The organism is Dyella sp. AtDHG13 (assembly GCF_003201105.1).
In the GTDB taxonomy this organism is placed as follows: domain Bacteria; phylum Pseudomonadota; class Gammaproteobacteria; order Xanthomonadales; family Rhodanobacteraceae; genus Dyella; species Dyella jiangningensis_B.
On the sequence record NZ_QICJ01000003.1, the window covers coordinates 52359 to 77083 of the forward strand.

General features: G+C 66.4%; 23 protein-coding genes. 15 read left to right on the forward strand and 8 right to left on the reverse strand.

Annotated elements, in window-relative coordinates; translation table 11 throughout:
• Nucleotides 1–79: 79 nt before the first annotated feature.
• A complete protein-coding gene (locus tag BDW41_RS06235; RefSeq protein ID WP_074545233.1) occupies nucleotides 80–679 on the reverse strand; it encodes an SGNH/GDSL hydrolase family protein in 600 nt (199 codons plus the stop codon).
• A 3-nt stretch (nucleotides 680–682) separates the two neighbouring features.
• Nucleotides 683–1927: an aminotransferase class I/II-fold pyridoxal phosphate-dependent enzyme gene (locus BDW41_RS06240; protein ID WP_074545230.1), complete on the reverse strand. Its 1245-nt coding sequence runs from the start codon at nucleotides 1925–1927 to the stop codon at nucleotides 683–685.
• Between the two features lie 151 nt (nucleotides 1928–2078).
• Between BDW41_RS06240 and rsgA the strand changes: the two genes are divergently transcribed.
• From rsgA to aceE, 5 genes are all read left to right on the forward strand, one after another.
• Complete coding sequence (gene rsgA / locus BDW41_RS06245; protein WP_074545227.1) at nucleotides 2079–3134, forward strand: ribosome small subunit-dependent GTPase A; 1056 nt, start codon at nucleotides 2079–2081, stop codon at nucleotides 3132–3134.
• 73 nt (nucleotides 3135–3207) lie between these two features.
• Nucleotides 3208–3684: a hypothetical protein gene (locus BDW41_RS06250; RefSeq protein WP_074545222.1), complete on the forward strand. Its 477-nt coding sequence runs from the start codon at nucleotides 3208–3210 to the stop codon at nucleotides 3682–3684.
• Nucleotides 3681–4955, forward strand: coding sequence for a flavohemoglobin expression-modulating QEGLA motif protein (locus BDW41_RS06255; RefSeq protein WP_074545219.1), 1275 nt, complete (start codon nucleotides 3681–3683; stop codon nucleotides 4953–4955). The genes BDW41_RS06250 and BDW41_RS06255 overlap by 4 nt, the downstream gene beginning before the upstream one ends.
• A 165-nt stretch (nucleotides 4956–5120) precedes the next feature.
• On the forward strand, nucleotides 5121–7412 hold the full coding sequence (locus BDW41_RS06260; protein WP_074545216.1) for an NADP-dependent malic enzyme: 2292 nt from the start codon (nucleotides 5121–5123) through the stop codon (nucleotides 7410–7412).
• A gap of 503 nt (nucleotides 7413–7915) precedes the next feature.
• Nucleotides 7916–10609, forward strand: coding sequence for a pyruvate dehydrogenase (acetyl-transferring), homodimeric type (aceE, locus tag BDW41_RS06265; protein WP_074545213.1), 2694 nt, complete (start codon nucleotides 7916–7918; stop codon nucleotides 10607–10609).
• Nucleotides 10610–10734: 125 nt separating this feature from the next.
• On the opposite strand, the gene BDW41_RS06270 is transcribed toward aceE, so the two are convergent.
• The 3 genes from BDW41_RS06270 to BDW41_RS06280 all read right to left on the reverse strand — a co-directional run bounded on the left by BDW41_RS06270 (nucleotide 10735) and on the right by BDW41_RS06280 (nucleotide 13704).
• The gene (locus BDW41_RS06270) at nucleotides 10735–11058 is read right to left on the reverse strand and encodes a hypothetical protein (protein ID WP_074545209.1); all 324 of its coding nucleotides are present in this window, start codon (nucleotides 11056–11058) and stop codon (nucleotides 10735–10737) included.
• 76 nt (nucleotides 11059–11134) lie between these two features.
• Complete coding sequence (ubiM, locus tag BDW41_RS06275) at nucleotides 11135–12340, reverse strand: 5-demethoxyubiquinol-8 5-hydroxylase UbiM (RefSeq protein WP_074545206.1); 1206 nt, start codon at nucleotides 12338–12340, stop codon at nucleotides 11135–11137.
• 95 nt (nucleotides 12341–12435) lie between these two features.
• A complete protein-coding gene (locus tag BDW41_RS06280) occupies nucleotides 12436–13704 on the reverse strand; it encodes an MFS transporter (RefSeq protein ID WP_074545201.1) in 1269 nt (422 codons plus the stop codon).
• Nucleotides 13705–13845: 141 nt separating this feature from the next.
• Between BDW41_RS06280 and BDW41_RS06285 the strand changes: the two genes are divergently transcribed.
• Nucleotides 13846–14148 (forward strand): DUF3247 family protein, encoded by a 303-nt coding sequence (locus tag BDW41_RS06285; RefSeq protein ID WP_074545198.1) that lies wholly within the window; start codon nucleotides 13846–13848, stop codon nucleotides 14146–14148.
• Nucleotides 14149–14342: 194 nt separating this feature from the next.
• Here BDW41_RS06285 and BDW41_RS06290 read toward each other — a convergent pair whose 3' ends face one another.
• A complete protein-coding gene (locus tag BDW41_RS06290; RefSeq protein ID WP_074545194.1) occupies nucleotides 14343–15566 on the reverse strand; it encodes an acyltransferase in 1224 nt (407 codons plus the stop codon).
• A gap of 154 nt (nucleotides 15567–15720) precedes the next feature.
• Between BDW41_RS06290 and BDW41_RS06295 the strand changes: the two genes are divergently transcribed.
• From BDW41_RS06295 to BDW41_RS06305, 3 genes are all read left to right on the forward strand, one after another.
• Nucleotides 15721–16614 (forward strand): LytTR family DNA-binding domain-containing protein, encoded by an 894-nt coding sequence (locus tag BDW41_RS06295; RefSeq protein WP_074545190.1) that lies wholly within the window; start codon nucleotides 15721–15723, stop codon nucleotides 16612–16614.
• 85 nt (nucleotides 16615–16699) lie between these two features.
• A complete protein-coding gene (locus tag BDW41_RS06300; RefSeq protein WP_074545185.1) occupies nucleotides 16700–17431 on the forward strand; it encodes a hypothetical protein in 732 nt (243 codons plus the stop codon).
• Nucleotides 17432–17489: 58 nt separating this feature from the next.
• On the forward strand, nucleotides 17490–17936 hold the full coding sequence (locus BDW41_RS06305) for a DUF6491 family protein (protein WP_074545180.1): 447 nt from the start codon (nucleotides 17490–17492) through the stop codon (nucleotides 17934–17936).
• 1419 nt (nucleotides 17937–19355) lie between these two features.
• Here BDW41_RS06305 and BDW41_RS06310 read toward each other — a convergent pair.
• Both BDW41_RS06310 and BDW41_RS06315 read right to left on the reverse strand, forming a co-directional pair.
• Nucleotides 19356–20177 carry a ferritin-like domain-containing protein gene (locus BDW41_RS06310; RefSeq protein ID WP_074545176.1) on the reverse strand — a complete coding sequence of 274 codons (822 nt, stop codon included), beginning with the start codon at nucleotides 20175–20177 and terminating at the stop codon, nucleotides 19356–19358.
• 153 nt (nucleotides 20178–20330) lie between these two features.
• Nucleotides 20331–20747 (reverse strand): universal stress protein, encoded by a 417-nt coding sequence (locus BDW41_RS06315; protein WP_074545172.1) that lies wholly within the window; start codon nucleotides 20745–20747, stop codon nucleotides 20331–20333.
• A 338-nt stretch (nucleotides 20748–21085) separates the two neighbouring features.
• On the opposite strand from BDW41_RS06315, the gene BDW41_RS06320 reads away from it, so the two are divergent.
• The 6 genes from BDW41_RS06320 to BDW41_RS06345 all read left to right on the forward strand — a co-directional run bounded on the left by BDW41_RS06320 (nucleotide 21086) and on the right by BDW41_RS06345 (nucleotide 24720).
• The gene (locus tag BDW41_RS06320) at nucleotides 21086–21544 is read left to right on the forward strand and encodes a hypothetical protein (RefSeq protein WP_074545167.1); all 459 of its coding nucleotides are present in this window, start codon (nucleotides 21086–21088) and stop codon (nucleotides 21542–21544) included.
• Nucleotides 21545–21637: 93 nt separating this feature from the next.
• The gene (locus BDW41_RS06325; protein ID WP_074545163.1) at nucleotides 21638–22183 is read left to right on the forward strand and encodes a peroxiredoxin; all 546 of its coding nucleotides are present in this window, start codon (nucleotides 21638–21640) and stop codon (nucleotides 22181–22183) included.
• Nucleotides 22183–22737, forward strand: coding sequence for a hypothetical protein (locus BDW41_RS06330; RefSeq protein WP_074545159.1), 555 nt, complete (start codon nucleotides 22183–22185; stop codon nucleotides 22735–22737). The genes BDW41_RS06325 and BDW41_RS06330 overlap by 1 nt, the downstream gene beginning before the upstream one ends.
• Before the next feature lie 80 nt (nucleotides 22738–22817).
• Nucleotides 22818–23570, forward strand: a complete 753-nt coding sequence (locus BDW41_RS06335) for a DUF2884 family protein (RefSeq protein ID WP_074545155.1) — start codon at nucleotides 22818–22820, stop codon at nucleotides 23568–23570.
• A 111-nt stretch (nucleotides 23571–23681) separates the two neighbouring features.
• The gene (locus BDW41_RS06340) at nucleotides 23682–24116 is read left to right on the forward strand and encodes a DUF2383 domain-containing protein (protein ID WP_074545152.1); all 435 of its coding nucleotides are present in this window, start codon (nucleotides 23682–23684) and stop codon (nucleotides 24114–24116) included.
• 28 nt (nucleotides 24117–24144) lie between these two features.
• Nucleotides 24145–24720: a DUF924 family protein gene (locus tag BDW41_RS06345; RefSeq protein ID WP_074545148.1), complete on the forward strand. Its 576-nt coding sequence runs from the start codon at nucleotides 24145–24147 to the stop codon at nucleotides 24718–24720.
• Nucleotides 24721–24725: the final 5 nt, after the last annotated feature.

Consider the following 24725-nt stretch of genomic DNA (forward strand, 5'->3'; position numbering starts at 1 on the left):
CCCGGTGGTTACCGGGATACCAGAATGCCGCGCCTACGTCACCGTGGGATGGCGGGAAGGTTGCAGTGTGGTTTCCGCGTCAGCCGGCGAGCATGGCGAGCGCGGCCGGCACGGCCGCTTCCGTCCACAGCGCGTACTGCGCGGCGGAGGGATGCAGGCCATCGTCGGCCAGCAATGCGGGGTGCTGGCGCGAGATGCCGGTGATGTCCACGAAATGCGCGCCGCGGCGCTCCGACTCGTCATGGGCGATGGCGTTATAGACGTCCAGCTCGTCGGCGATGCGCAGCACGTCGCGCCCGCTGCCGTGCGCGAACGGCGTGACGCCCCAGTCGGGAATCGACAGCACCAGCACGCGCGCGGCGCGCTGCCCGGCCAGGGCGATGGCGCGCTCGAGCAGGCGGCGGAATTCCTCGCGGTAGTCGTCCGCGCTGCGGCCGCGGTACTGGTTGTTCACGCCGATCAGCAGGCTGACCAGGTCGTACGGCGGCGTGAACGTGGCCGCGTCCATGGCGGTGGACAGCTCGTCGGTGGTCCAGCCGGTGGTGGCGACGATCGTCGGATCATCCAGCGCCACGCCCTCGCGGCGCAGGCGCACGGCCAGCTGTACCGGCCAGCGGCCGGCGTCGGGCACGCCTTCGCCGATGGTGTAGGAATCGCCGAGCGCGAGGTAGCTCAGCACGCGTCAGGCCACCGCGGCCGCGCGCGGCTTCTGTGCTTTCGCCATGCCCGACAGCACGCGCTCGATGCGTTCAAACACCTCGCGCAACTGCTCCGGCTGCGGCAGCAAGGTCAGGCGCAGGTGGCGGCTGTGCGGCACGTTGAAGCTGCTGCCGGGCACCACCAGCACGGATTCCTCTTCCAGCAGGCGCAGCGCGAAGGCGTTGTCGTCGAAATCGGCGATGCGGTCGGCGCGCACGCGCGGGAAGGCGTACAGGGCGCCTGCCGGCGACACCAGGTCCAGGAACTGGCTGGCGGCCACGCCCTCCAGCACGGCGCGGCGCGCCTCGTGCAGGCGGCCGCCCGGCGCGGTGAGGGCGTTGATGGTCGGCGCGGTTTCCAGCGCGGGGCGCACGGCCCATTGCGCGGTGACGTTGGCGCACAGGCGCAGCGCCGCCAGCAGCTGCAGCGCGTCGCGGTAATCCGTGGTGCGCGACGGGTCGCCGGACAGGCTCATCCAGCCCACGCGGTAACCGCAGGCGCGATGCACCTTGCTCAGGCCGCCGAAGCTCACGCAAGGCACGTCGCCCGCCACGGCCGCCAGCGGCTGGAACACCGTGCCGTCGTAGAGGATCTCGTCGTAGATCTCGTCGCTGAGCAGCAGCAGGCGATGCCGCGCGGCGATGTCGACGATGCGTTCCAGCAGTTCGCGTGGATACACCGCGCCGGTCGGGTTGTTCGGGTTGATCAGCACCAGGGCGCGGGTGCGCGGGGTGATCAGCGCTTCGATCTCCTGCGGATCGGGCAGGTGGCCGTTTTCCGCCAGGCAGCGGTAATAGCGCGGCTTGCCGTCGTTGAGGATGGTGGCAGCGCTCCACAGCGGATAGTCGGGGCTGGGCAGCAGCACTTCGTCGCCCGGTTGCAGCAGGGCGCGCAGGCTCAGGTCGATCAGTTCGCTCACGCCGTTGCCGACGAAGATGCGCTCCACTTCCACGCCGCGCGCGCCGCGATGGCGCTGCTGGGCGGCGATGGCCTCGCGGGCTTCTTCCAGGCCCTGCTCATGGCCATAAGCCTCGCTGTCGTGCAGATGGCGGGCGATGGCTTCGCGCAGGTGCGCCGGAGTTTCGAAGCCGTAGCGGCCGGGGTTGCCGATGTTGAGCTTGATGATCGGCAGGCCGGCGGCCTCCAGCTCGCGGGAGCGCCGGGTCAGGGCGCCGCGGATTTCATAGCGCACGTCCGCCAGGTGCGCACTGGGTTTGATCGAGGCCAACGCAAGCGTCCTTCGTCTTGGTGTTGTTGCGGCGCAAGAATTTCGCCGCCAACCCGATCCTAACAGCGTCCCAGGGCCCTGTGTGAGGCTGAAACCGCGGCGTTTGGGCCTTTTTTCGGGCAACGCACCGGGCAAGGCATAATGCCTCCCCATGACGGATGCCCAGACCATCGAGCGACTGCGCCGCATCGGCTGGCGCGGCGATACCCTGCCCGCCGAAGGCCGGCAACTGGCCCGCGTGGTCGCCCAGCACCGCGCCGGCTACGAGCTGCACGACGGCGAGCACCTGTTCGGCGCCCAGCCGGCCGGCCATTTCCTCAAGCGCAGCCTGGACCCGGCCGAGCGCCCGGCGGTGGGCGACTTCGTGGAGATCGAGCCCGGCAAGCCGCCGCATATCGTGCAGGTGCAGCCGCGGCGCACCGTGCTTTCCCGGGCCGCGGCCGGCGAGCGCTACGAACGGCAGATCATCGCCACCAATATCGACTACGTGCTGGTGCTGACCGGCCTGGACGGCGACTTCAACCCGGCGCGCATCGAGCGCTACCTGTCCTTGACCGAAGGCTCGGGCGCCCAGCCCGTGGTGCTGCTGAGCAAGCTCGACACCCGCGAGGACGCCGCCGAACTGCTGGCGGCCCTGCGGGCGCGGCTGCCGCAGGGCACGCCCATCCACGCCATCAACGGCAAGGACCCGGCCAGCGTCGACGTCTTGCTGCCCTATCTGCAGCCGGGCGACAGCGCCGTGCTGGTGGGGTCGTCCGGCGCCGGCAAATCCACCCTCACCAATACGCTGCTCGGCACCGAACGCATGGCGACCGGCGCCGTGCGCGGCCACGACAGCCGCGGCCGCCACACCACCACCTACCGCGCCCTGCTGCAGCTGCCCAGTGGCGGCTGCCTGATCGACACCCCCGGCATGCGCGAACTCAAGCTGACGGGCGAGGAAAACCTGGACCTGTTCGCCGACATCGACGCATTGGCCGAGCAATGCCGCTTCGCCGACTGCGGCCACGGCAGCGAGCCGGGCTGCGCGGTGCAGGCCGCGCTGGACAGCGGTGATCTCTCGGCCGAACGCTGGCGCAATTACCTCAAGCTGCGCGACGAGCGCGAGGAGCAGGCGACCACGCTGGAGGCCAAGCTGCGCCGTCAGCGCGGTGGCCGGCCGGTGAACAAGCCGCATGGCAATCGGCATTCGCGTGAGCGGGAATAGTTGAACGCCGCGGTATGGCTGCCTAGCGGGCGGATGGCACTAGTATCGGGGCATCGTGGTTTGGGGAGCGGGCATGCAGCGGCTGTCGTCGCGTTGGACGTTTTTCCATAAGAGGGTTTTTCCGGTCCTCTGGTTCGGTTTCCTTGTTTTCGCGGTGGTGCTCCTCGTTTATCAGGGGGTCGTTTCCCGGCAGATTGGCTTGTTTGTTGCTGCCATCCTTCCGCTGGGTTTCGCCCTGTTTGGCGCCACGCTTTTCAAGCGCTTCGTGTTTGACTTGGCGGACGAGGTCTGGCTCGAGGGCGATCACCTTCTGGTGAGGCTTGGGCAAAGACGATCTCTCATCGAGTTGAGCAACGTAAGTGATGTCGAAACCAAAATGATTCAGAACCCTGCTCGCGTGACCTTGGCGCTGCGAACGCCGTGTTTTCCCTTCGGCGAATTCATCAGTTTCGTGCCCGTAGCTGCGTTTAGCTTGTGGGGCGTGGTGGGTGGGGACACCGTGGCGGATGAATTCATGCGGCGACTCAGCGCATCCAGGCGGTCCGCATGAGCGCGACTGGAACGATGTTCCCTCCCGAACTCCAACGCTACGCCGACCTCGACCAGCGCCTGCTGGCGGCGGTCAGAGGCATCCGCATCCTGCCCACGGTGGCATGGCCCGCCTCGTTGGAAGACCGGATGATCGCGGCGTACGCGAAAGGCCAGTTCACGCTGCCGGAGGTGAGCTACAACGTGCCTGATCTTTCCGCCGAACGCGCCGAGCTGGCCGCGATCGAGCGCGAGGCGGGCTATGGCGATCCGCTGGGCGAATACCTGTGCCGCACCGCCGAGTCGTGGCGCATCGCCGCCGAAATGCTGGAGGCCGTGGGCACCGATCAGGTCACTGCGCCATCCATCGTTCTGTATGGCCGGCCCGGCGACGTGATTCCCGGCAGCGATCGCAGCAACCTCGATGCGGCGCGCTACTTCGTGGAACTGTCGGACGAGCTGGGTTCGGACCTGATCGCCGACGACGTCAACCTGGCGATTTCCGCCGACGAGCTGCGCGCGGACCTGAGCACGACGCTCGATGCGTTCTTCGGCGAGCCGCTGATTTCCGTGGAAGTGGACCCGGAACTCACCGCCAAGGCGGCGGCCGGCGCCACTCGCATCCGCCTGCGCGGCGGCACGCGCTTCACCGATTACGACCGTCACCAGCTGCTGGCGCACGAGGCGCTGGTGCATTCGCTGACCGCGTTGAACGGGCGCGCGCAGCCGCTGCTCGCCTCGTTCGGCCGCACCTCGCCGCGCGTCACCGCCACGCAGGAAGGCCTGGCCGTGTTCGCCGAGCTGATGTCGGGCGCCATCGACATCTCGCGCCTCAAGCGCATCAGCCTGCGCATCCTGGCGATCGACATGGCGCTGAGTGGCGCGGATTTCGTCGAGGTCTACAAGTTCTTCAGCGACTGCGGGCAGAACCCGGCGGACAGTTTCCACTCCGCGCAGCGCGTATTCCGCGGCGTGCCGCTGACCGGCGGCGCGGCGTTCGCCAAGGACAACGTCTACCTGTCCGGCCTGCTCACCGTGCACACCTTCTTCCGCTGGGCGCTCAAGCAGCGGCGCATGGACATGTTGCGGAATCTTTTCACCGGCAAGCTGGCGCTGCACGATGTCATCAGCCTGCAACCGTACTTCGAATCCGGCGTGATCGCCGCGCCGCGCTGGCTGCCTCCGTGGATGCAGCACGCTCACGGACTGGCGGGCAAGCTGGCGTTCTCCTTGTTCGTCAATCGCATACACATGGGCAAGGTGCAGGCGGAGACGTTGTCGCTGAGTCTTTGACGTTCGGCGCGCTGCTCCGCGCGCCTTTCGCTTGCATACCAGTGAGGTGAACCATCGCGTCACCATGCTGCACCGCACGGTCGGGAGTGGGGTGTCGCCGGTGATACCATTGCCCGATACCGCTGTGGCGGCCCCGATTCCCCATCACATTCGATCTTCTATCCCATGGCCCTTCCCGAAGAACTGCGCCTCGCCGCTCTCGAGTACCACCGCCTTCCGCGCCCCGGCAAGATCAAGGTCGCCGCCACCAAGCCCATGGTCACGCAGCGTGACCTGGCGCTGGCGTACTCGCCGGGCGTGGCGTATGCCTGCGAGGCCATCGTCGAGGACGCCAACGCCGCCAGCGAAATGACCGCGCGCGGCAACCTGGTCGCGGTGATCACCAACGGCACCGCCGTGCTGGGCCTGGGCGACATCGGCCCGCTCGCCGGCAAGCCGGTGATGGAAGGCAAGGGCGTGCTGTTCCAGAAGTTCGCCGGCATCGACGTGTTCGACATCGAGATCAACGAGCGCGACCCGGACAAGCTGGTCGACATCATCGCCTCGCTGGAGCCGACCTTCGGCGGCATCAACCTGGAAGACATCAAGGCGCCCGAGTGCTTCATCGTGGAGCGCAAGCTGCGCGAGCGCATGAAGATCCCGGTGTTCCACGACGACCAGCACGGCACCGCCATCATCGTCGGCGCCGCGGTGGTCAACGCGCTGGAAGTGGTCGGCAAGAAGATCGGCGACGTCAAGCTCGCCACCACCGGCGTGGGCGCCGCGGGCATCGCCTGCCTGGACATGCTGGTCGCGCTGGGCCTGAAGCCGGAGAACATCCTCGCGTTCGATCGCGAAGGCGTGCTCTACACCGGCCGCGACCAGATGGACCCGGACAAGCAGCGCTACGCGCGCGACACCGACAAGCGCACGCTGGCGGAAATCGTCGCGGGCGCGGACGTGTTCCTGGGCCTGTCCGCCGGCGGCATCCTCAAGCCGGAGATGGTCGCCACCATGGCCGACAAGCCGGTGATCTTCGCGTTGGCCAACCCCAACCCGGAGATCTCGCCGGAAGACGCCAAGAAGGTGCGGCCGGATTGCATCATCGGCACGGGCCGTTCGGACTACCCGAACCAGGTCAACAACGCGCTGTGCTTCCCGTACATCTTCCGCGGCGCGCTCGACGTGGGCGCCACCGGCATCAACGAGGCGATGAAGATCGCCTGCGTGCGCGCCATCGCCGAGCTGGCCCGCATGGAGGCCGGCGATCTCGCCAGCGCCTATGGCGGCGACATCCCGACCTTCGGCCCGGAATACCTGATCCCGCGTCCGTTCGATCCGCGCCTGCTGGTGATGCTGGCGCCGGCCGTGGCGCAGGCCGCGATGGATTCGGGCGTCGCCACGCGCCCCATCGTGGACATGGAGGCGTACAAGGAAAAGCTCGGCCAGTTCATCTACCGCACCGGCCTGCTGATGAAGCCGGTGTACGAGCGCGCGCGCGCCGACCGCAAGCGCGTGGTCTACGCCGAAGGCGAGGAAGAGACCGTACTGCGCGCGGTGCAGACGGTGATCGACGAGCGCCTGGCGTTCCCGATCCTGATCGGCCGCCCCAGCGTCATCGAAACGCGCATCCAGCGCCTGGGCCTGCGCATGCGCGAGGGCGTGGATTACGAGATCACCAACATCGACGACGATCCGCGCTTCAACGAGTACTGGCAGCAGTACCACGCGCTCACCGAACGCCGCGGCGTGACGCCGGCGGCGGCGAAGAACCTGATGCGCTCGCGCCCCACACTGATCGCCTCGCTGATGGTGGAACGCGGCGAAGCCGACGCGATGATCTGCGGCCTGGTCGGCCGCTTCCACAAGAAGCTGGGCTACATGCGCAGCGTGTTCGGCCTGGACCCGGGCGTGTCGTGCACCTCGGCCATGACCGGCGTGATCAACGACCAGGGCGCGTGGTTCTTCCTCGACACCCACGTGCAGTGCGACCCCACCGCCGAGCAGATCGCCGAAGCCACGCTGCAGGCGAGCTACCGCCTGAAGCTGTTCGGCATCGAACCGAAGATCGCGCTGCTGTCGCACTCCAACTACGGCAGCCACGACAACCCGAGCGCGGCGAAGATGCGCAAGGTGCGCGAGATCCTGCTGCAGCGCGGCCCCAAGCTCGACATGGACGGCGAAATGCAGGCCGACACCGCGTGGGACGAGGCACTGCGCCAGCGCATGTTCCCCAATACCACGCTCACCGGCCGCGCCAACCTGTTCGTGATGCCGAACCTCGACGCCGCCAACATCACCTACAACATCGTGCGCGTGATGACCGACGGCGTGGCCATCGGCCCGATCCTGATGGGCGTCAACAAGCCCGCGCACATCCTCACCCCGGCGGCCACGCCGCGCCGCGTGGTGAACATGACGGCGATTGCCGCCGTGGATGCGCAGATTCGCCAGGCGCAGAGCGAGCGGCGCAGCTGAGGTCGATGGGTTCAGTGTTTGGACGAGAACGGGACCTTGAGGGTTCCGTTTTTGTTGTGGGGCGGTTTGTTGCAGCCGCGGTCTGCGGCGAGACCGCTTTCCTCCCTCTCCCCGGAGGAGCACGCGGGGTGCAGCCATGGATGGCTGCGCCTTTGAAGAGCGAGAAGAGGGCCGGGGCGAGGGGCCACTCTTGTCTCACCGCCTCATTCTTTAGCCGTCATCCCGGCCTGCGCCGGGATGACGACTCTTTTGAAGGCATGAGGCCAGATCGCTAGTCATCGCCCGATAAACCAGCCGCGCCACCACGAAGTTGGCCATGCCCCATCCGTAGCCGAGCGGGCCCGTACTCCTTCGACCATAGTCTCCATTCGCCCCCGTATTGTCTCGATCCAATTGGCGAAAAACCCCGCCGGAGCTACACTCGGAGGGTTTCCCGCCTCTCACCCGGAGGCGATCCACCCATAGCCGCGCCATGCCCCCGGCGCCGCGGAGAGAAGCTCCCCATGGATCAGCTCGACGACATCCTTCATCAAGACCTCGACCCGACCGAAACCCAGGAATGGGTCGAATCGCTTAATGCCGTCATCAACCACGACGGTACCGAGCGTGCGCATTACCTCTTGGAGAAGATGGTCGATTCGACGCGCCGGGCCGGCGGCTACCTGCCGTTCAACCCGACCACCGAATACGTCAACACCATTTCGCCGGGCAACGAAGCCAAGATGCCGGGCGACGCCGCGATGGAATGGCGCATCCGCACCCTGATCCGCTGGAACGCGATGGCGATGGTCGTGCGCGCCAACCGCAAGCCGGGCGAGCTGGGCGGCCATATCGCTTCGTTCGCCTCGTCGGCCACGCTGTACGACGTGGGTTTCAACCATTTCTGGCGCGCGCCGAGCGCCGATCACCCGGGCGACCTGGTGTTCCACCAGGGCCACTCCAGCCCGGGCATCTATGCGCGCTCCTTCCTTGAAGGCCGCATTTCCGAAGAGCAGCTCGACCTGTTCCGCATGGAAGTGGCCGGCCACGGCCGTGGCCTGTCCTCGTACCCGCACCCGTGGCTGATGCCGGACTACTGGCAGGTGCCGACGGTGTCGATGGGCCTGGGCCCGATCCAGGCCATCTACCAGGCGCAGTTCTGGAAGTACCTGGAACACCGCGGCCTGATGCCCAAGACCGACCGCAAGATCTGGTGCTTCATGGGCGACGGCGAAACCGACGAGCCCGAGTCGCTCGGCGCCATCTCGCTGGCCGGCCGCGAAGGCCTGGACAACCTGGTGTTCGTGATCAACTGCAACCTGCAGCGCCTGGACGGCCCGGTGCGCGGCAACGGCAAGATCATCCAGGAACTGGAAGGCGTGTTCCGCGGCGCCGGCTGGAACGCCATCAAGGTCATCTGGGGCAGCTACTGGGATCCGCTCCTCGCCCGCGACACCAAGGGCGTGCTGCGCAAGCTGATGATGGAAACCGTCGACGGCGAGTACCAGGCGTGCAAGGCCTTCGGCGGCGCTTACACGCGCGAGCACTTCTTCAACAAGTACCCCGAAACCCGCGAGATGGTCGCCAACCTGTCGGACGACGACATCTGGCGCCTCAACCGTGGCGGCCATGACCCGCACAAGGTGTACGCGGCCTACGACCAGGCGACCAAGACCAAGGGCATGCCCACCGTGATCCTCGCCAAGACGGTGAAGGGCTACGGCATGGGCGCGGCCGGCGAGTCGCAGAACCCGACCCACCAGCAGAAGAAGCTGGACGCCGACGCCGTGCGCCACTTCCGCGACCGCTTCAACATTCCGGTGACGGACGACAAGCTGGCCGACGTGCCGTATTTCCACCCGGGCAAGAACTCGCCGGAAGTGGAATACATGATCGAGCGTCGCCGCGCGCTGGGCGGCTTCCTGCCGCAGCGCCGCCGCCAGGCCGACGCCAAGCTCAAGACGCCGGAACTGTCGGCGTTCGAGCAGATCACCAAGGGCACCGGCGAGCGCGAAATCTCCACCACCATGGCCCTGGTGCGCGGCATGAACCTGCTGCTGCGCGACAAGCAGATCGGCGAGCGCATCGTGCCCATCGTGGCCGACGAAGCGCGCACGTTCGGCATGGAAGGCATGTTCCGCCAGATCGGCATCTACGCGCCGTTCGGCCAGAAGTACCGTCCGCAGGACGCCGACCAGCTGCTGTACTACCGCGAAGACCAGAAGGGCCAGGTGCTGCAGGAAGGCATCTCCGAGGCCGGCGGCATGGCCGCCTGGATGGCGGCGGCCACCAGCTACAGCGTCAGCAACCAGGCGATGCTGCCGTTCTTCATCTACTACTCGATGTTCGGCTTCCAGCGCATCGGCGACCTGGCCTGGGCCGCCGGCGACATGCGCGCGCGCGGCTTCCTGGTCGGCGGCACCGCCGGCCGCACCACGCTCAACGGCGAAGGCCTGCAGCATGAGGACGGCCACTCGCACCTGATGGCCGGCGCGATTCCGAACGTGAAGTCGTACGACCCGACCTTCTCCTATGAGGTCGCGGTGATCCTGCAGGACGGCACGCGCCGCATGGTGCAGGAGCAGGAAGACGTCTACTACTACATCACCGTGATGAACGAGAACTACAGCCATCCCGACCTGCCGCAAGGCGTCGAGGAAGGCATCATCAAGGGCATGTACCTGTTCAAGGACGCCGGCAAGCCGAAGAAGGGCGAGCCGCGCGTGCAGCTGCTGGGTTCGGGCACCATCCTGCGCGAAGTCATCGCCGCGGCCGAGCTGCTGGAGAAGGATTTCGGCGTCACCGCCGACATCTGGTCCTGCCCGAGCTTCGTCGAGCTGCGCCGTGACGGTTTCGACGCCGAGCGCTGGAACCGCCTGCATCCGGAAGCCGAGCAGCGCGTACCGTACGTGACCAGTCTGCTGCAGGGCCGCCAGGGCCCGGCCGTGGCCGCCACCGACTACGTGCGCGAGTACGCCGACCAGATCCGTGCCTTCATGCCGGACGGCATGCGCTACACCGTGCTGGGCACCGACGGCTTCGGCCGTTCGGACACGCGAGAGCACCTGCGTGGCTTCTTCGAAGTCGACCGCTACTGGATCGCCCAGGCGGCGCTGGCGGCGCTGGCGAAGGAAGGCAAGGTCAACGCCAAGGACGTGGCCCGCGCCATCAAGACCTACAAGCTCGATCCGGACAAGCCGAACCCGGAAACGGTCTGAGGCGAAACCTCGCCCCGATGCCGAAGACGAAAACGCCGCGGTCATCCGCGGCGTTTTTTTGTGCATCGATGGACGTCCAAAAAGAAACCCGCCTTGCGGCGGGTTTGTACTGTCGAACGCAAAACTCAATCGTCGTCGCGGTTGCGGAACAGGTGCCGCAGCAGGAAGAACGCACCGACGGTGCCGGCGACGATGGCCGTGGTCGCCACGGGGTGGCGGGTCACATGGCGGCGCAGGCGGCGGTACTGGTAGTTGGCCTCGTCGGCGAAATCTTCCGCGGCGTGGCCAAGGCGACGGGCATAGGTGCTGCGGTTGCGGCCGAAGCGGCGGCTGGCGTCGCGGCCGCGTTCCATGAGTTCGTCCGCCCGGTCGGCAGCTTCGCCGGCATAGTGACGCACGCGGTCGCGGACGCCGTTGACGGAGTTTTCTAGATCGTAATGGCGGCTCATGGCGTCCTCCTTGCAGTAAGGGTTCTCACGTTGCCAGCGGCGGTGTGAGCGGTGCGTAAATAATGGCGCGGACTGTTCAGCTGCGATGTCGGCGCAGTCTGAAACGGCGGTGGTCGTCTGCGGCAAGCGCATGCGCAATGGCATGCCGAACCGGCGGCAGGGCCTGGCTGGCGTGCAGCAAGGCCGCGCGGGCGTGGCGCGCGATAGGGCGGTCGTCGGTGTACATGGCGACGATGGCTCCGGTCGCGGCATACAGCGGCCAAGTGGCGCGGCGGTGCATGCGTTGATAGCTGCGCAGCAGATCGACCGAGGCGATGTCTCTCCCGCTGCTGTTCGCCCGACAGATCAGCGCGGCCAGCGTCTGCACGCCGCGCAGGCCGAGATTGAAACCGTGCGCCGTCACCGGATGCATGCCCACCGCGGCATCGCCGACGAGGGCGAAGCGCCGGGCCATGAAGCGCCGCGCATACACGCCCACCAGCGGATAGGTATGCCGCGTCGAGACGAGCCGCATGTCGCCGAAGCGGTGATTAAAGCGGCGGCGCATCTCAGCGTTGAAGGCGTCATCGTCCATCGCCATGAGACGTCGCATCTCATCGGGTGGCAGCGTCACCACGATGGACGCCTCGTCGTTGCGCAGCGGCAGCACGGCCAGGGTCTGCGCGTGGCCGAACCACTCCAGGGCTTCGCCATGGTGCGGCTTCTCCAGCGCCATGCGGCAGACCAGCATGGTCTTGCCGAAGTCGTGCATGTCGGCGGCGATGCCGGCATCGCGCCGCAGCTTGGAGAACCGGCTGTCCGCCGCGATGACCAGTTGCGCGCTCACCTCAGCGCCGTTCGACAGCGACAGCCGCGCCAGCGGGCCGTCCAGGGCGAGCTGCTCGACCGTGATGCCGCAAGCCAGGGTGATGCGTGGTTCCTGTTCGACGCTGGCATACGCCGCGCGCCGTATCCGGTCGTTGGGAACGAGGAAGCCCAGCTCCGCTTCGTCGCCGTGTGTCGGGACGACATGGAGACCCCGCGCCACGGTGCCATTGAGTACGCGCGCGCTGCGTAGCGGAGCGATGTCAGCGGGCCCCAGCCGCTGCCAGATGCCGAGCTCCTTCAGGATGCGCACCGAGCGAGGCGTCAACGCAATCTCGCGGCCGTCGAACGACGGCTCCTGCAAGGTCTGCTGCGCCTGCTGCTCGATCACCAGGATGCTGAGGCCGGTATCGGCGAGCGATCGGGCCAGGCAAAGTCCGGCAGGGCCGGCGCCGACGATCGCGATGTCCACGTTCATGGCATGGGTACGCTGGGAAATGGCCCCATGCTAGCGGCCGCCATGCCGTCGACCTTGATGCGCGTCAATCGCCGGCTGCGCCATCGCCAGGATGACTAGATCGTATCGGCGCCCGCGGGCTCGACCACCGGCGGCTCCGCCCGCAGGCTTTGCCGCCGGCGCAGCGAGGGGAACATGGCCATCCACAGCCCGACCACGACCAGCGTGCCGATGCCGCCGATCAGCGTGGCATTGATCGCGCCCATCCAGGCCGCGAGCAGGCCGGATTCGAACTCGCCCAGCTGGTTCGACGTGTTGATGAAAATGGCGTTCACCGCGCTGACTCGGCCGCGCATGTCGTCGGGCGTATCCAACTGCACCAGCGCGCCACGGATCACCATGCTCACCATGTCGAAGGCACCGAGCGCGAACAGCGCGATGAGCGAAAGCCACAGCACCTTGGACACGGCGAACACCAGCGTGGCCACGCCGAAACCGGCCACCGAGGCGAACATGATCGGCCCCACGCGCCGCTCCATGCTGTGGCGCGCCAGCCACAGCGACATCAGCAAGGCGCCCACGGCCGGCGCCGCGCGCAGCAGGCCCAGGCCCCACGGGCCGGTGTGCAGGATGTCTTTCGCAAAGATGGGCAGCAGCGCCGTCGCGCCGCCCAGCAGCACGGCGAACAGGTCCAGCGAAATCACGCCGAGCACATCGGGGCGCTGGCGGATGAAATGCACGCCGGCGAACAGCGTCTTCAAGGTCGCCGGCTCGCGCCTGGGCTGAGCCTGCTCGTAGCGCAGGTGCGCCATCAGCAGCACGGCGATCAGATACAGCACCGCGCACACCGTGTACACCGTGCCAGGCCCGGCGACATAGAGCAGGCCGCCGACGGCCGGGCCCATGATCATCGCGGCCTGTCCCGCCGAGGCGCTCGCGGCCATGGCGCGCGGCAATACCTTGGTCGGCACCAGTGCCGGCAGCATCGACTGCAGTGCGGGAAATTCGAAGGCCTTGGCCACGCCGATGACGAACACCAGCGCGAGGATGATTGCCTCGTGCGCCAGATGCATCAGGCTGATCGCGGCGAGCACCGCGATGGCCAGCATGTCCACGATCTGCCCGAGCATCACGATGCGGCGGCGCTCGAACTGATCGGCGACGTGCCCAGCGGGCAGAGCCAGCATCACGGACGGAAAGAACTGCACGAGGCCGATCAGGCCAAGATCCAGCGCGCGGCCCGTGATCGCATAGATCTGCCAGCCGACAGCCACCGACAACATCTGGAAACCGAAGCCCGAGCAGATGCGGGCGAACCAGAACTGCACGAACGCAGGGTGTGAGCGCAGCGAATCCGCGGGATCTTGCGCGGGAGAGGGCGGCATGTGGGGATCCTTGCAGGGACGCCTCCATTATCGGCAGCTGAAGCCTTCACGCAAAGCACTGCCGCTTCACGCGGATGTGATCGCGCCTTGCCGCTGCGCGCCCTACGGTGGAAACCATCCCACCGGGCAACGAGGTGAAGCATGGGACAGTTTGCCGAACGCGTTTACACCGATGCGGCGGGCATTCGCCGCATCGAGGATCTGGTCGATCAGCTGCCCACCAACGGCCACGTGGTGCTGCAGCTCAGGGACGGCACCAGCTATGACGGCGTGGTCTGCGAACGGCCGAACGTGCAGGTCTTTCGCGATGGCGAGGAGCGGGAGGGCATCAATGGCGTGGTTCGCCTGGAACGTCCCGATGCGCCCATGTGGAGTTGCTATGTGTGGCTGGGCGACATCCATCGCGTCGAGCACCTGGATTCCACGCTGGGCAGCGAGACCTGAGGATCCTTCCAGAATCTCGCGCGGGCGCCTATGTCCCTCACCGTCATTCCGGCGAAAGCCGGAATCCAGTGCCTTTAAGCCTTTTCGCAATGCGTAAAGTCGCTGGATTCCGGCCTTCGCCGGAATGACGGTGAGGGATATAGGCGTTTAGGCGAGATTTTGTGCGTCGTCGTGGGGCCGGTGACCCGAAAGGCTCACGCCTGCTGGATCTGTCCCGCGAACGTCGATCCGACCCGCGCCTTACGCAGCACCGTATCGAGCCCGAACAGCGGCCGCAGCCTGCGCGTGCGGCGTATCACGAACTCATGCAGCACGGCGCAGCCGACGACCGTTCCCAGCAGCATCAGCGACGGCTCCAGTACCGGCCCCAGCTTCAGCGGAATCAGCCAATAGGCAAAGGCGAGCATCACGCTCTGATGCAGGATGTACCACGGGAACACGGCCTCGCGCGCATACGGGAGCCAGCGGAACGGCCGGTTGAGGTACTGGTGCCCCCAGCCCAGCACGGCGGCAATCGCGCTCCACATATAGAAGAAGCGCAGCGCACGCTCGCACAGGTAATAGGCCGCGTGCACGGAGGCGGGCCAGCCGCTCATGCCGAGCACATCGCCCAGGCGATCCATCACCACAAAGGTGCCAAAGCAGAAGAGCGCCATGCCCAGCGAACGGTGACGCAAGCGCGCCAGTTCCTGCCACAGACCCGGATGCGTGCCGATGGCATAACCGTAGAGGAACATCGTGGCGTAGCCGGCATGGGCGTACCAATCGTGGAACAGCGCGTGGTTCTGCGGAAAACGCGCCGCCAGCAGCAGGTTGTACGCAAATAGCGGCAGCGCGGGCAGTAGCAGCAGCGGCCAGCCGCGCAGGCGATGGACGGCGGCGATGGCGCGCTGTCCCCACGGCGATTCCAGCGCGGGCAGCAGTGCGATCAAGGCCAGCGTGTAGATCCATACGTACGGCAAGTACCACAGGTGGTTCCAGGTCACGCCGAACTGCCAGCCGTCGAAGGCGCCGGCCGGCCACGGCCCGCCCGTGTAGTAGCGCAGCAGAAAATGCCCGAAGCCCGGCTGCACCAGCCCGTTCGCCACGCCCTGGACATACGGCTGGATGGGAACGACTACGGCCATGCCGAACAGCAGCGGCAGCATCAGGCGCGCCGTGCGTTTCCAGGCCAGCGCCGGCAGGGTCAGCCGTCCCCGCAGGAAGTGCACCGCCATGCCGGAAATCAGGAACAGCAGGTCCATGCGCCAGAAGTTGGAGGCGAGCATGGGGTACTGCAGCCACTCGCTGATATGGCTGCTCTTGAGGTGGAAGGTCCAGTCGCTGACCGGCCCCACGTAAAGCATGCCCAGGTGGTAGAGGATCAGCAGGCCGAAGGCCAGCACGCGCAGGGCGTCGATGTCGTGGCGGCGGTTCATGAGCGCAACTCCGTGGGAAAGTGCCGTGCATGCTCCGCCGCGCCAGCCCTCGGGTCGCCCGCTAAGTGATTGATTGACGGGAAACAGGGACGAGTGGCGACCTGCCAGGGACGAAAAGGGCGGGTTCGGCCGCCGCTCCACGTAGAATCCCTGCATGAGCACCCAGCCGGCCTTCGACTTCGCCCGTTTCCAACGCTGGCGCCGACCTTTCGAGATCGGCTTCTGGGTCGTCATGATGACGGTCAACACCGTGTTCAACGGCGTCGTCGCGTGGTTCGACGATACCTACCGCACGCACCGGGCCGAGAACATCGAGCCGTGGATATGGGAAGCCACCAGCAGCCTGGTCGTCCTGGCGCTGGTGCCCTTCGTGGTGTGGGCCAGCCGTCGCTGGACGCTGCGCTTCGGCAACTGGCGGCAGAACCTGAAGATCCATCTCGCGCTCAGCGTGCCGTTCTGCCTGGCGCACGTGGGACTGATGATCGTGCTGCGCATCGTGGCCTACCGCGTTCTTCTCGGCTGGCAGTACCACTTCGGTGACGACTGGCTGCGGCAGCTGGGCTACGAGTACCTGAAGGACGTCCGCACCTACTTCCTGTTCCTTGGCCTGATCGGCGGCTACCGCCTGCTCGTGCTGCGCCTGCAGGGCGAGGCCAGCCTGCTGGCAGAACCGGACGAAGGCCCGCCGGTGGAGCCGGTGGATCGCCCGGAGCGCTTTCTGGTGCGCAAGCTGGGCAAGGAGTTCCTGGTGGCGGCGCGCGAGATCGAGTGGCTGCAGGCCTCGGGCAACTACGTGAACCTGCACGTGCGCGGCCGCGACTACCCGCTGCGCGCCACCATGGCCGGCATCGAAGATCGCCTGGACCCGACGCGCTTCGTGCGCGTGCATCGCAGCTATCTGGTGAACCTCGACTATCTCGCGGAAATCGAACCGCTGGATACCGGCGACGCCCGCCTCACCATGCGCGATGGCGCCACGCTGCCGTGCAGCCGCCGCTTCCGCAACCAGCTGCGCGAACGCTTCGGCGATGTCCCCGTCAACGCATAGCCTTGTTGCAGCGAAAGGCGGGACGGTTGCGCCCCGGCTTGCCCTCGTTCCACTCTTACCGCCTATCCGCCACAGGAACCCGTCCATGAAACAGCGCCTAAGCCTTGCCGCCAGCACTCTCGCCACTCTGCTTGCGCTCGCGGGCTGTTCCCAGTCCGGCGACCAGGCGCAGGCGCCGCAGCAGGCAGAGGCGCCTGCGGACGATTCCGCCGACAAGCTCAACACCTATCGCCAGCTCCAGCGCATCGGCAACGACGAGATGGCGGTGACCATGGGCAAGGAAATCCTCAGCCGCTACCCCAACAGCGATGCGGCCAAGGAAGTACAGCAGAGCCTGCCGGCCATCGAGCAGCGCTACAAGGAAAACAGCGAGAAGAACCGCCTGGCCGGTTTGTGGCTGTACCAGGTGTCGCCGATGGCCGGCGGCACGCAGTCCACCGCCACCATCTACACCAGCCAGCCCGCGGGCGAGGAGCGTGTGCGGCTGGTGCTGCGCCGACATACCGAATGGGGGCAGAACGCCTTCCTGTTCAACGGCGGTCCGCACGGTTTCGTGTGCAAGGGTGTGTGTTCGATCAAGGCCACGTTCGACGGCAAGCCAGGCACGATCGCCGCCTTCGCACCGACCACCGGCGAGCCCGCATTGCTGTTCAAGGACGACAAGGGCTTCATCGCCCAGTTGGAGAAGGCCAAGAAGATCACCATGGACGTGACCCTGCAGGACGGCGAGAAGAAGCAGACCCTGCTGTTCGAAACAGGCGGCTTCGACCCGTCCAAGTGGCAGGCGGTGTCCAAGTCGCCGGCCAAGAAGAAATAACGTCCACGCACGCGAGCCTCATGCGTTGGTACGCCCAGCACTTACGGAGATGTAGATCATGGCAGTCAAACACCTTCTCGCCGCTGTCGCGGTGATCGCCGCCCTTGCCGGGTGCACGCGCGTAGGCAAGGACTACACCGCCCGCATGGAAGCGCGCCAGCAGGCCTATGCCGCTGCCGCCGGCGCCCCGGTCAACAGCTTCCGCTATTTCAGCCTGTGGTCGTGGGAGCCGCTCAGCGACCAGCAATTGGCCGTCTATACGCGCTCGAACGAGGCCTGGCTGATCGACCTCGACGGCCGCTGCCGCAATCTGGAATTCACCAACCACATCGGCCTGACGTCCAGTGCCAGCGAGGTGTCGGTGAAGTTCGACCGCGTGCTCACGGGGCCAGGGGATGCGCCGTGCTTCATCAAGCAGATTCGGCCGGTGGATTTGAAGAAGCTGGATTCGCCGCAGCAGGGCAAGCCGCGTGAGGTGGAGGAGGCGGCGCGGCCGGCGAAGTGATGGTTGTGGGTGGGTTGGTTTTGTCGTGATGGGGGTTTGGGCCGCGTGTGGCGGGGCCGCTTTGTAGTCGCCGTGAAGTCAGGTGGTTGGGAGTTCGGACAGTCCGCCGCGGGCCACAGCTTTTGCTCCCTCTCCCCTTTTGGGGAGAGGGTTGGGGTGAGGGGTCAATCTAGCCTCACCGTTTCATTCTTCAGCCGTCATCCCGGCGTAGGCCGGGATCAGTGACTTTGTGCTGGGTTGTCGCGTGAAGTGTGGTTGGCTCTTTTTCTAGCGCTAGCGCGACCTGGCCGCCTGCGCGGCGGGCGTTCCGGCCTCCTGCCGGAGGCCGGGTCACTTTCTCTTGCTTGCCCAAGAGAAAGTAACCAAAGAGAAGGGCCCCCCGGAATCGGCGCCTATCGGGCTGAAGCCCGATAGGTCCGCGGTCGGGTTACGGGGTTTGTCGACAGGGCATCCTGCCCTGACGCCAAACTGGCTCGCATCCTTGCGAGCCACCCTGCGGGCTATTCCTCCACCCGCCCGCCGCCTCATACGGGGACCCGGAAGATCAAGAGCGAGAGCCGACGGCTCGTGCCGCTGCGCGGCACATTGCGTCGTGGCAGGCGCGCAGCGCCTGTCTTGGAGCTTGTTCAAAATCTCCGGAGCGACACCGGTTCCCTCACCGTCATCCCCGCGAAAGCGGGGATCCAGTGTCTTTAAGCCTTCTCGCAGCGAATAAAGTCGCTGGATGACCAGCCATTCGGCTGTTGATGAAGCGCCTCCCGCTTTCGCGGAGATGACGGTGAGGAGAAATGGGCATACACGCGAAATTGGAATCGGCTCCAAAGGCCGGAGTGAAGTGCCGCGTTGGAACGTGCTGAGGAAGTTGAGCGGCGCGCTACGGGAATGGCTTGCCGCGAGATGGCGAGTTCTCCTCGCGGGTCGGGAAGCGTAGCGTCCCTTTTACCTAGCCTCAGCGATCGGGAAGCGTAGCGCACGCTGCTTTAAGCCCTCTGCGCCACGGCGCGTTGCGAAGCGCTCCGAAGTACCCGCTGTGTAGCGGCGAAGGTTGCCAAGCCACAACGCACCTCAAGCGTTCGGGCTTATCCCTACGGAATGCTACCGGCGTTGGCTCTAAAGGCCATTTTCTTTGGGTTACTTTTCTTTTGGGCCAGCAAAAGAAAAGTGACTCGAGCGTCGGCAGACGATCGAAACGCCCGCCGCGTAGGCGGCCCGGTCACGGAAGCGCTAGAAAAGAGCGAACCACACTCCACGCGACAACCGAGCGCAAAGTCACTGGATTCCTGCCTTCGCAGGAATGACGGTACTTATGAAGCCGTGAGGCTAGATTGAGTCCTCACCACCACCGTAAGGTGGCAACGCCACCAAAAAATGGCCATGCCGCAAAGGCAGCCATCCCACAGCGCGACCGCCAAGCCTCACTCAGTTGAGAAACAACCTCTCCGCCAACTTCGCCAGCGGCTTCTCCATCGCATTCTGCAATCGCGGCGGCAACTCCAGCGGCTTCAGCAGCATCTTCACCGTCATCTCTGCCGGGATATTCCGCCGCAGCAGGTCCTGCGCGCGGCCGGTGACACGCTTGAATTCCGCGTCGTTGTCCTTCTGATCCGGATAGCACTGGTTGAACACGTGGCGCAGGGCGATGTCGCTGTCCTCGCTACGGATCTCGTTCACTCGGCGCAGGATGGCGCGGAATACCTTGTAGCGGCTGAAGCCTTCGCGTTCGCGATACAGGCGGAAGTGCTGGTAGAAGTTCTTGTAGTGGCGCACTTCATCGCTCTTGATGTGGCCTGTGAGCTGCTTGAGTACCGGTTCGTCGGTGATGTCGTTGAGCGCGCGATAGAGGCTTGCGGTGCCGGTTTCCACCACGCAGCGGGCGGCCAGTTCCAGGCCGCGGCTGGATTCCAGCTGTTCGGCGGTGCACACGGCGCCGTACTCGGACCAGAACGACGCGAAGCCCTTGTCCCAGTCGAACTCGGGCCACACCGCTTTCACGTAGGCGGCGAGGGCGCGGCCGTGCTGCAGTTCTTCGTGCTCCCAGTGCTGGCTGAGCCAGGTCTGCAGGGTTTCGTCGCCGGCGAAGTGGTCGACCAGGTTGTGGGTGTACAGGTCCGAGCCGCTCTCGACGAACGAGGCACTGCACAGCAGGAAGAAGAGGTCCTCGTTCTGGCGCACTCGTGGGATGTCGATACGGCTGAAATCCAGGCTTTCCAAGGTCCAGGGCAACGATTGGGCATAGCTCACGCGGGCATTCCTGTGCGGGGGCCATAGGGCTGGCGCGACGCGTGGCACGGCGTCAGCCTGGCATGACGATCATGTGACAGCATACGACGAGAGGTGGCGCCAGGGGATTAACCCGCGCCGACTTAGGCTGCGCAGGGTAAGGCGCCGGCGCGCTCAGCGCACCACGGTGACGGGCACGTGGGCGCGTTCGAGCACTTCGCCCGAGACCGAGCCAAGCAGCCAGCGCGCAAGGGCGCCGCGTTCGGTGTGGCCGATCACCACATGGTCCACGTTATGCCGGCGCACCTGTTCGAGCAGGATGTCGCCGGGGCTGCCGCGCACGACTTCCGCATCGATCAGCGCGGCCGAGTTCGGCACGAGCAGCTTCACTTCCTCGAGCAGGCGGGAACAGCGGGAGCCGCCCTGGTCTGTCATCATCAATGCGCAGGTATCCGCGCTTCCCTCGGTGACCTGCAAGACCGACACCACGCGGACGCGGCCGCCCGTGGCCTGCGCCAGTTCCAAGGCAAAACGCACCGCGCGCTGCGAGGTGGGAGAACCGTCATAACCGACCAGCGAATACTTGAGCATGCGTGACCTCTTGGCGGGCAGGCGCGGAAGGGGGCGTTCGATGGTGCCCGGCCGCGAACCTGGCCTGCGGATGACGCCTCCAGCGTAATCCTCGCCAAGGGCATGCGCCACGGGGCGTGTCGTTCCACCGCCTTTCGCCGCCATGCTTGCAGGCAGGCGCAACTGGCTGCGGGGATTTGCTTTTCCGGGCGCTGGACGAAGCTCGGGCGACGGGCCGTTAAGGAACTTTTCGGCCGAATCCACGCTGCGTTCACGGCGACTGCCGAGGATGGTCGCCACTGAGGACCGCCGCCGCATGGCCGGCGATCCGGGTTCCCATTCGAGACAAGGAGACGGTGATGATCAAGCGTACGTTCGGTATGGCGGCTCTGGTGCTGGCCTGCGCGGGAGCCATGACGGCAGCCCCCGTGGCCCCGGCCCGGGCAGCCGAAGCGGAAGTGAAGTGCGACCTGAGCTTCAGCATCTCCGGCTGGTCGCTCATCTACAAGCACGCCTCGGGCAGCGGCACGGTGGTGTGCAGCAACGGCCAGAAGGCCAGGGTGAAGATCACCGTCAACGGCGGCGGCATCACGGCCGGCAAGTACCGCATCGACAACGGCAAGGGCGACATTACCCACGTTCGCAGCATCGACGACGTGTTCGGCGATTATGCGCAGGCCGGCGCCGAAGCCGGCGTGGTCAAGAGCGGCGAGGCGCAGGTGCTGTCCAAGGGCACCACGTCGCTGGCGCTGCATGGCAGCGGCGAAGGCGTGAACCTGGGCGTGTCGGTGGGTGCGTTCTCCATCACTCGCGAGTAATCCTCGCGTTGCCGCACGACACAAAGGGCGCCGCATGGCGCCCTTTGTTTGGGTACGCGTACACTCTGCGGGTTATCTGGTTGGAGTGTCGCGATGCGTCGCCTGTGGTTTCTTTGCTTGCTGAGCCTTCTGCTCGGGGTATGCGTCCCGGCCCTTGCGGACGAACCCGCGGCCGCCTTGCCCAAGGTCGGGCAGCCCGCCCCCGATTTCCGCCTGCAGGATCAGAACGGCAAATGGCATGTGCCGGCCGATCACCGGGGCCGCTGGGTGGTGTTGTATTTCTATCCGAAGGACTTCACGCCCGGCTGCACCACCGAGGTCTGCACCTTCCGCGATGACGTGGCCAAGCTGCGCCAGCAAGGCGCCGACGTGCTGGGCGTGAGCCTGGACGACGTGAAGTCGCATGCCGAGTTCGCCGCCAAGTACCACGTGCCGTTCCCGCTGCTGTCCGACGCCGACAGCCGCACGGCGCAGGCCTATGGCGTGCTCGCCTCCAAGCTCGGCTTCAAGTACGCGCGCCGCACCACCTTCCTGATCGATCCGCAGGACAGGATCGCCAAGGTCTACCCGGACGTGGACCCGGAAAAGAACTCGGCCCAGGTGCTGGCCGACCTCGCTTCGCTGAAGGCCGCCTCCTGATGCCGCTGACCCTTCGCAATGACCATGGCCGCCACGGCGGTTTCGCCTTCTGGCGCATCATCGTGTGGCTGATCCTGTTGCTGGCCGCCTACGGCTGCCTGCAATACATGGCGCACGCGTCGCAACTTTGGAGCGCGCTGAAACCGCTGCCGGCCACGGACACGGGCGACATCGCGCAGTTGCAGAAGATGCTGGCGTGGGACGTGCTGTATTTCATCGGCGCCTTCGCGTTGGTGGTGATCTGCGCCGGCACCATCCTCCGCCAGGCCTGGGCGCGCGCCGCCCTGCAGATGGCCTGCGTGCTGCTGGCCGTGGGCTGGGGGCTGGTCGGCGGCGTGATGCTGTTTGGGCAGTGGCGCGAATTCAGCCAGGCGGTGGCGGCGACCAATGCGCAGTCGTCGCTCGATACGGCCTCGCAGCTGGCGCTGGCCCACATGCACCGCAGCTTCCTCATTGCCATGGGCGTGAAGATCGCGGGGGCGCCGGTGCTGCTGTGGCTCGCGTGGTGGCTGGGGCGTCCGCAGATACGCTCGCAGTTCCGCAAACTGCGTTGAGCCGGCGAGAGCGGGTTGATTCAGGTCCGGTTGCCGCGTGGCGGGTTATCGCTGCGGCATCGTCCGTCCCGGGTTTTTCCATGCGTCTGCGCCGTCTTGTCGCCGTCTTGATCCTTCCGCTCGCCAGCGCTGCGCTGCACGCGCAGGATCTGGCCACCACCTGCCACGCCACCAGCAGCTACGACCTGACGGTGACGCCGGATCGCCTGCTGTTCGATCGGCCGCAACCGTTGCCGCGCCAGGTCGAACTGCGCGATGGCGCCTTGCGCACCGATGGCACCACGGTGTCGGTACGCCCGGATGACCAGGACCGGCTCGCGCTGTTCGAGCGCGACCTGCGTGCACTGGTGCCGCGCGTGAAGGCCGTTGCCGCCAACGGCGTGGACATGCTGGTCGCCGCCATGCACGACGAAACGGCGCGCCTGTCGCTGGATCCCGCTACGCGCACGCAGGTGGACCAGCGCGTGGCTTCCCGCGCCGCCGAGCTCAAGCAGCGCCTGGCCGCCAGCAACAGCACGCACGATTGGCAGGGCAATCTCGCCGACCAGTACGCCAACCAGCTGGCCTCCGACCTGATGCCGCTGATCGCCAACGACCTGGGCCAGCAGGCCATGAACGCCGCCATGACTGGCGACCTGCAGGCCGCCGCCAGCCTGCGCGACACCGCCGCGGATCTCGCCACCCAGCTGCGCCCCCGCCTGGAGCGGCGCATGCAGGCGCTTTCCCCGCAGGTGCAGGCCCTGTGCCCGGCCGTGCAGCGCCTGGCGGAATTGCAGCAGGGCATCCGCGGCGCCGGTGGCCAACCGCTGAATCTGCTTGAAGTAACGCAGTAAAACCTCGGCTGAGCATGAGTCTCGCCTTCGCCCGCGATTAACCTTCTGCTAAGTGGCGAAGGATGAGGATGGCACCCGCCATCCTTTTCAGGCCTTGCAGGAGGCGACTTCGTGTCGCGGGTAACGCATTACAACGCCCTCATTCGTCGGGGCATCGACGACCGGGACCTGTACCGACGGGCCCTGTCGCAGGTGCGTGAGCCCGGTTTGCAGGCGCTGCTGGCCGAGAATCTGCAGACCCTGGACAGGCTCATCAGCGACCTGCAGGCACAGGAACGCGCGGCCGGCCGCACGCCGGCCACCCACCGCACGCCCGCTGGGGTGGTGCGCAGCGTGCTGGCGGACATGATCACGGGCATGGCCGCCAACCGCGACTCGGCCTGGGTGCACTACCTGGCCCGCAACGAATGCGCGCTGCTGAACTGTTTCGAGCAGGAGCTGGCGCAGGCCTCGGGCGAATCGGCGCGTGTGCTGAGAGTCCAGTTGTCGCGCCTGCACGGCATCCACAAGGATATGCACTGCCTGGCCGGCACCACCCACGGATGATCGGTCGTCTCACCGACAAGGAGCGCATGTGCCGTCGACCCCCACGGACGTGCTGGATTTCTGGTTCGACAGTGCTTCCGAAGCGCACTGGTTCGAGCGCAGCGATGCGTTCGACGCCACCGTTCGCGAGCGCTTCGGCCCGACGCTGGAAGCCGCACGGCGCGGTGACCTGGATCACTGGGCGCAGAACCCCGCCGGCTGGCTGGCGCTGCTGATCGTCCGCGACCAGTTCAGCCGCAATCTTTACCGCGACGATGCCCGCGCCTGGTCGGACGACCCGGCGACGCAGGTGATCGCGCTGGACGGGATCGCGCGCGGGTTCGACCTGCAACTGCCGCCGCTGCGGCGCATCTTCGCCTACATGCCGCTGGAACACGCGGAAAGCAGCGTGCTGCAGCGCCACTGCGTGGGCCTGTTCGAGCGCCTGGTGGCGAGCCAGCCGACCGCGGCGCGCGCACGCTTCCAGGATTTCCTTGATTACGCCCGCCGCCACCACGATGTGATAGACCGCTTCGGCAGGTTTCCCCACCGCAACGCCATCCTCGGCCGCGCCGATACGCCTGCGGAGCAGGCTTATCTGGCCACGCCGGGGTCCGGTTTCTGAGCGTT

Bases quoted from the DNA above. Each gene is read 5' to 3' on its own strand.
- ubiM (WP_074545206.1), bottom strand. From the start codon at position 12,340: ATGAACGTGGACATCGCGATCGTCGGCGCCGGCCCTGCCGGACTTTGC.
- BDW41_RS06270 (WP_074545209.1), bottom strand. From the start codon at position 11,058: ATGAGCCGCCATTACGATCTAGAAAACTCCGTCAACGGCGTCCGCGAC.
- rsgA (WP_074545227.1), top strand. From the start codon at position 2,079: ATGACGGATGCCCAGACCATCGAGCGACTGCGCCGCATCGGCTGGCGC.
- BDW41_RS06300 (WP_074545185.1), top strand. From the start codon at position 16,700: ATGAAACAGCGCCTAAGCCTTGCCGCCAGCACTCTCGCCACTCTGCTT.
- BDW41_RS06315 (WP_074545172.1), bottom strand. From the start codon at position 20,747: ATGCTCAAGTATTCGCTGGTCGGTTATGACGGTTCTCCCACCTCGCAG.
- BDW41_RS06285 (WP_074545198.1), top strand. From the start codon at position 13,846: ATGGGACAGTTTGCCGAACGCGTTTACACCGATGCGGCGGGCATTCGC.
- BDW41_RS06295 (WP_074545190.1), top strand. From the start codon at position 15,721: ATGAGCACCCAGCCGGCCTTCGACTTCGCCCGTTTCCAACGCTGGCGC.
- BDW41_RS06325 (WP_074545163.1), top strand. From the start codon at position 21,638: ATGCGTCGCCTGTGGTTTCTTTGCTTGCTGAGCCTTCTGCTCGGGGTA.
- BDW41_RS06335 (WP_074545155.1), top strand. From the start codon at position 22,818: ATGCGTCTGCGCCGTCTTGTCGCCGTCTTGATCCTTCCGCTCGCCAGC.
- BDW41_RS06260 (WP_074545216.1), top strand. From the start codon at position 5,121: ATGGCCCTTCCCGAAGAACTGCGCCTCGCCGCTCTCGAGTACCACCGC.
- BDW41_RS06280 (WP_074545201.1), bottom strand. From the start codon at position 13,704: ATGCCGCCCTCTCCCGCGCAAGATCCCGCGGATTCGCTGCGCTCACAC.
- BDW41_RS06320 (WP_074545167.1), top strand. From the start codon at position 21,086: ATGATCAAGCGTACGTTCGGTATGGCGGCTCTGGTGCTGGCCTGCGCG.
- BDW41_RS06305 (WP_074545180.1), top strand. From the start codon at position 17,490: ATGGCAGTCAAACACCTTCTCGCCGCTGTCGCGGTGATCGCCGCCCTT.
- BDW41_RS06330 (WP_074545159.1), top strand. From the start codon at position 22,183: ATGCCGCTGACCCTTCGCAATGACCATGGCCGCCACGGCGGTTTCGCC.
- BDW41_RS06250 (WP_074545222.1), top strand. From the start codon at position 3,208: ATGCAGCGGCTGTCGTCGCGTTGGACGTTTTTCCATAAGAGGGTTTTT.
- aceE (WP_074545213.1), top strand. From the start codon at position 7,916: ATGGATCAGCTCGACGACATCCTTCATCAAGACCTCGACCCGACCGAA.
- BDW41_RS06290 (WP_074545194.1), bottom strand. From the start codon at position 15,566: ATGAACCGCCGCCACGACATCGACGCCCTGCGCGTGCTGGCCTTCGGC.
- BDW41_RS06255 (WP_074545219.1), top strand. From the start codon at position 3,681: ATGAGCGCGACTGGAACGATGTTCCCTCCCGAACTCCAACGCTACGCC.